Consider the following 4,927-nt stretch of genomic DNA (forward strand, 5'->3'; position numbering starts at 1 on the left):
CTGTGGCCCTCCAGACAGGCACAGGCCTGCCGCGGATCTTCGTCGAGGAATCGACCTGGCACGACTGGTGGATGGACTTCCTCAAGAAAATTAAGCAGTCCCAGCAGGAAGCAACAGTTCGCCGAGCCACTCGCCGAAAACAGTCCCAGTTTATGTGTGATCTTCTCACGGGTGAGTTGGTGACGCCTCAGCCCACCCACGACAAAATCAGAGGCCTTGCCGATATCGGCGGGCTGCCGACGGGTGACGTGCTGGCAGGTTTCGATAAAGAGGCTTTCACCTCCTTTGGTCTGGAGCAAAGCGCCAACGCTGCGATGAGTGCAGAGAACGTGAAAGTTTATGTCACAGCCTTCAATCATCTCATCGCCAAACGATCGCGGCGTCTTGCCAGTCCTAAACATGGCACTGGAGCAAAGGTCGCCTACTGGTACAGCGGTTCTGTACCGGAAGAACTCGACCCCGCCCAGGACATTCTCGGTGAGCTTGCAGAAGCCCCCGCCCGGAAAACCAAGTCCAAACAGGGCGTCTCAGCCCAGGAGACATATCAGGCAGAAAGTCGTGCCGCCAAGGCACTGGATGCTATTCGGACGGGCGAACGTCCCGACCTGGAAAACCTCCGATATTATGCCATCACGCTCTCTGCCAACAAGGGCCGGGTCATTGTTCGTGACTGGATGGAAGGCAACTTCCGTGAGCTCGTCGAAAACGTCAATGCGTGGTTTGACGACTTGTCAATTGTGGGCCAATTCGGAAAGGGCATCATCAAGTCTTTCAAACTTGTGAAACTTCTAGAAGCCACCGCACGCGAACCCTCGGATGTCCAGGCCCCGGTCGCCGCGGCCCTCTGGCGTTGTGCCCTCAAGCGAATGCCCATCCCTTACGAAGTCATGGCTCAGACCCTCAAACGCGTTCACGTCGATATTGTCACTACTGACAAGGATAAAAAGTCTCTTAACTCCAATCTTAACCACAATCGGTTTGCTTTGTTAAAAGCCTTTACCATCAGATGCGAAAGGGTACCGTCTATGACAGCAGAACTGAATGAACACGAAACTCACCCAGCCTATCTGTGCGGCCGAATTATGGCCCTGCTCGGCTCAATCCAGCGCGAGGCGCTGGGCGAAGTGGGGGCCGGTGTCGTGCAGCGCTATTATGCGGCGGCTAGCGCGACACCAGCCCTGGTCCTGGGGCGGCTTATCCGCACCGCCCAGATCGCCCATCTGCCGAAGATTCAAAAAGAAAGGCTTCGATACTGGTTTGAAAACCAGCTCGCCGAATTGTGGTCAAAAATGAAAGAAGCTCCTCCGCGGACACTCACGCTGGAAGAGCAAACCCTCTTCGCAATGGGTTATTATCACCAACTGGCCACTCGGCTTAAGAAAGATACGAGTGACTCGCCAGAAGATCAGCCAGAAAGCCTTGAGTCGGAAGTTTCACGCGGCTAGTTAATCGTGCCCCTTAATGGAGTCTGTGATATTCACAAACATGCATCGGTTTACAGTTTGCACAGCACAAGAAAGGAGCTTTATCATGGCGCAACCCATCACAAGTCGTTATGAATTCCTCTACCTTTTCGACTGTGAGAACGGCAACCCCAACGGTGATCCCGACGCCGGTAATGCACCGCGGATTGACCCGGAAGACCTGCACGGGCTTGTCTCCGACGTGGCCATCAAACGCCGCATCCGAAATTACGTTCAAATCGCAAAAAACAACACTATGCCGTACGCGATTTTCGTGGAACACGCGTGCAATCTGAACAAGCATATAGCTCGGGCGCACGAGGAAGCCAACGGGAAACTTCCTGATTCGAGTGGTGCGAAAAAAGACGAAGTCGAAAAAGCCCGAAAATGGTTGTGTGACAATTTCTTCGATGTTCGTGCTTTCGGAGCCGTGATGTCCACGGGACCAAACGCAGGCCAGGTCCGGGGGCCCGTTCAAGTCACATTCGCCCGCTCCCTCGACCCCGTGCTCCCTCTAGAAATATCCATCACCCGGATGGCCGTTACAGACGATGTTCGGGGAACTAAATCCTGGAAGGATTACGAGACCTGGGAAAAGGAGCAAAAAGAGGATAAGCTCCGTACCATGGGCCGCAAGTCGCTCATCCCCTATGGCCTTTACCTGGGCAAGGGATTCATCAGTGCCCATCTCGCCGAGCAAACCGGCTTCAACACGGATGATTTGAGACTCTTGTTTGAGGCTATCCTCGGGATGTTCGAACATGACCGTTCCGCGAGCAAAGGCGTCATGACCGTCCGCACGCCTGTCTTCGTGTTGAAGCATGTGGGGACCGACAGCGACCCCGAGCAGCGGAAACGCCAGGCCATGCTGGGCTGCGCACCGGCCCAGGTCCTGTTCGAAGAAATCGTGGAAGTCCGACGGAAGGAGGGTGTCACTGTGCCTCGTTCATTCAAGGATTATGAGGTGATTGTGCATGAGGACAAAATCCCACGAGGCACGCAGTTGCTCCGCCTTCCGGAGGATATGGACAAGCTAACTTGATGAAAAACTCGTTTGATCGCTAGTCTCGGCAACCGCCCGAGCCTGAATGGCTATCTTGGCCGCCGGGCGAATCCTGGTTCGCCCGGTGGCCGGTCTTAGTTGAATGTGAATTATCAGGGAGCCAAAAATGTTTTCGGACGACGAGCTCGTGCCTATCTCGGCCTTGGCCCAATATACATATTGCCCGCGACGCGCGGCGCTCCTCTTCATGGAGCACCAATGGGCCGACAATGTCTTCACTGTGGAAGGCCGTCATGTCCACCAACATGCCCACAAAACGGGGCGCAAGGAACGTATTCCCGGTGGGTATCTCGTCCGTGGCTTGCTCTTAAAGTCAGAACGTCTCGGTCTGGTTGGAGCGGCTGACGTTGTCGAGTTTTACGAGGACGCCGAGAACGGACCAAGAATCGTCGTCGTGGAATACAAGCGGAGCAAGCACAAGCGTTTCGGTCAATTGGAGTACCGCGTCCAGCTTTGCGCTCAGATTATGTGTCTTGAGGAAATGCTGAACATCCAGATACCACAAGGAGCGCTTTTCTTCGCCAAGTCGAAACATCGGTTTGACGTCCCTTGCACCACCGATCTCCGTCACACGGTTGAGCAAACCGCACAAAAGGTCCGTCAGCTTTTCCAGACGTTGGAAACTCCACCGCCTGTTCCCAGCCGAAAATGTGACGGCTGCTCCATGGTCGATATCTGCATGCCGCGGGCGGTGAACCGTCGAAACGTCCAGGCCTATTTCAAGCGAATGCTCGACGGCTGAGAGTCAATGGCACAACCATGAAGGGGAACACAGTAAGGGAAGTAGCACTATGAAACATCACCTCAACACGCTCTTCGTCATGACCCAGGGTACTTATCTGAAGAAGGATGGCGAAGCAGTTGCCGTCAAAGTGCAAAAGCAAACGCGCCTCCGTGTTCCCCTTATCAATCTGAGCGGAATTGTGTGCTTTGGACGTGTCGCATGTTCACCACCTTTACTTGGGGCCTGCGCCAAGGCTGGCGTAGCTGTGTCATTCTTTACCGAATACGGCCGGTTATTATCGGTAGCTCACGGATTTTCGCCGGGTAATGTACTTCTTCGCCGAACTCAGTATCGCTGGGCAGACGACCCTCAGAAGTCGGCCGACGTTGCGCGTGCCATTGTGCTTGGAAAGATCGCCAACTGCCGTTCCGTTTTGCAAAGAGCGGCACGGGAACAGGAAAACGCTACCGTCGTGCGTGACCTGAAGCAGGTCGTTGAACGCTTGACCTATGTCCTTCAAACCCTGAGAGGGCCTATGAACCTCGATCTTGTGCGCGGTTTGGAGGGGCAGGCCAGCGCGGATTATTTCTCCGTCTTCAACCATCTCATCCTTGCTCAAAAAGATCGCTTCGTTTTCACCACCCGTTCTCGCCGTCCTCCCCGCGATCACGTTAATGCCCTTCTTTCCTTTCTCTATGCGATTCTTCTAGCCGACGTTCGGGGGGCCTGCGAGGCAACAGGCCTGGATTCCGCAGTGGGATTTTTACACCGAGACCGCCCGGGCCGTCCGGGATTGGCACTGGACCTGATGGAAGAGCTCCGACCGCTGTTGGCAGATAGGATCGCACTCACACTGATCAATCGGCAACAAATAAAGCCCAAAGATTTTGTTGTTCAGCCAAGCGGAGCAGTTCTTTTGAATGAATCAGGCCGCCGAATTGTGCTTCAGGAATATCAGGCGAAGAAAAACGAAACCATCACGCATCCTTTTCTCAACGAAAAAATGACCATTGGGCTGGTTCCACACATTCAGGCGAGGCTCTTTGCCCGCTACCTTCGCGGCGATCTCGAATCCTATCCTCCGTTCATGCTCAGATGAAAGGAGCGCAGCGATGTTAGTACTTGTGACGTATGACGTATCGACGAAAGACAAGGCTGGGCAGCGACGTTTGGCTCGGGTGGCAAAGAAATGCCTCGACTATGGACAGCGCGTCCAGAACTCGGTGTTCGAGTGCGTCGTGACACCCGAGCAGTTCGTATCGCTTCGTAAAGAACTGGTGGAAATAATTGACCCGGAACAGGATAGTTTGCGATTTTATTTTTTGGGAAATCCCGGTCGCCATCGGGTTGAGCATGTGGGCGCTAAGCCGACGCTGGACCTGGAGGAGGGTTTACTGCTGGCATAATGTGGCTATCACGAAGGCTAGTTCGCGAACCCGAAGTGACGGAGAAAGTGCGGGACGCTCGCGGATGACAGAAGATATTGATTGAATGTGAGTTACGGGTTTATGCGACATGTTGAGGAGTTGTTGAGTGGCGGTTTGTGGGGGGTTCGCGGAATTGGCTACGCAAGTTGGGGCAGCGTTAAGAGTTAAGGAGGGGCCATCGCCCTCCACGCGAGGGCGCGGATTGAAACTTAATCTTGAAATTAAATTTTCAACGCCCATGGGATCGCCC

The 4,927-nt window shown here is 54.2% G+C and carries 5 protein-coding genes; all 5 read left to right on the forward strand.

The genetic code is table 11. The annotated features are described in order from the left end of the window. Window positions 1–1,445: type I-C CRISPR-associated protein Cas8c/Csd1 (gene cas8c, locus ABJK56_RS12055; protein WP_347244916.1), on the forward strand; the 1,445-nt coding region annotated here is incomplete at its 5' end. Window positions 1,446–1,530: 85 nt separating this feature from the next. Then, window positions 1,531–2,505: a type I-C CRISPR-associated protein Cas7/Csd2 gene (cas7c, locus tag ABJK56_RS12060; RefSeq protein WP_347244917.1), complete on the forward strand. Its 975-nt coding sequence runs from the start codon at window positions 1,531–1,533 to the stop codon at window positions 2,503–2,505. Window positions 2,506–2,632: 127 nt separating this feature from the next. After that, window positions 2,633–3,268: a CRISPR-associated protein Cas4 gene (gene cas4, locus ABJK56_RS12065; protein WP_347244918.1), complete on the forward strand. Its 636-nt coding sequence runs from the start codon at window positions 2,633–2,635 to the stop codon at window positions 3,266–3,268. A 49-nt stretch (window positions 3,269–3,317) separates the two neighbouring features. After that, window positions 3,318–4,349, forward strand: coding sequence for a type I-C CRISPR-associated endonuclease Cas1c (gene cas1c / locus ABJK56_RS12070; protein WP_347244919.1), 1,032 nt, complete (start codon window positions 3,318–3,320; stop codon window positions 4,347–4,349). Between the two features lie 13 nt (window positions 4,350–4,362). Then, window positions 4,363–4,656: a CRISPR-associated endonuclease Cas2 gene (gene cas2, locus ABJK56_RS12075; protein WP_347244920.1), complete on the forward strand. Its 294-nt coding sequence runs from the start codon at window positions 4,363–4,365 to the stop codon at window positions 4,654–4,656. Window positions 4,657–4,927 lie beyond the last annotated feature (271 nt).

It is taken from the genome of Thermogutta sp., from assembly GCF_039793925.1.
Lineage (GTDB): Bacteria > Planctomycetota > Planctomycetia > Pirellulales > Thermoguttaceae > Thermogutta.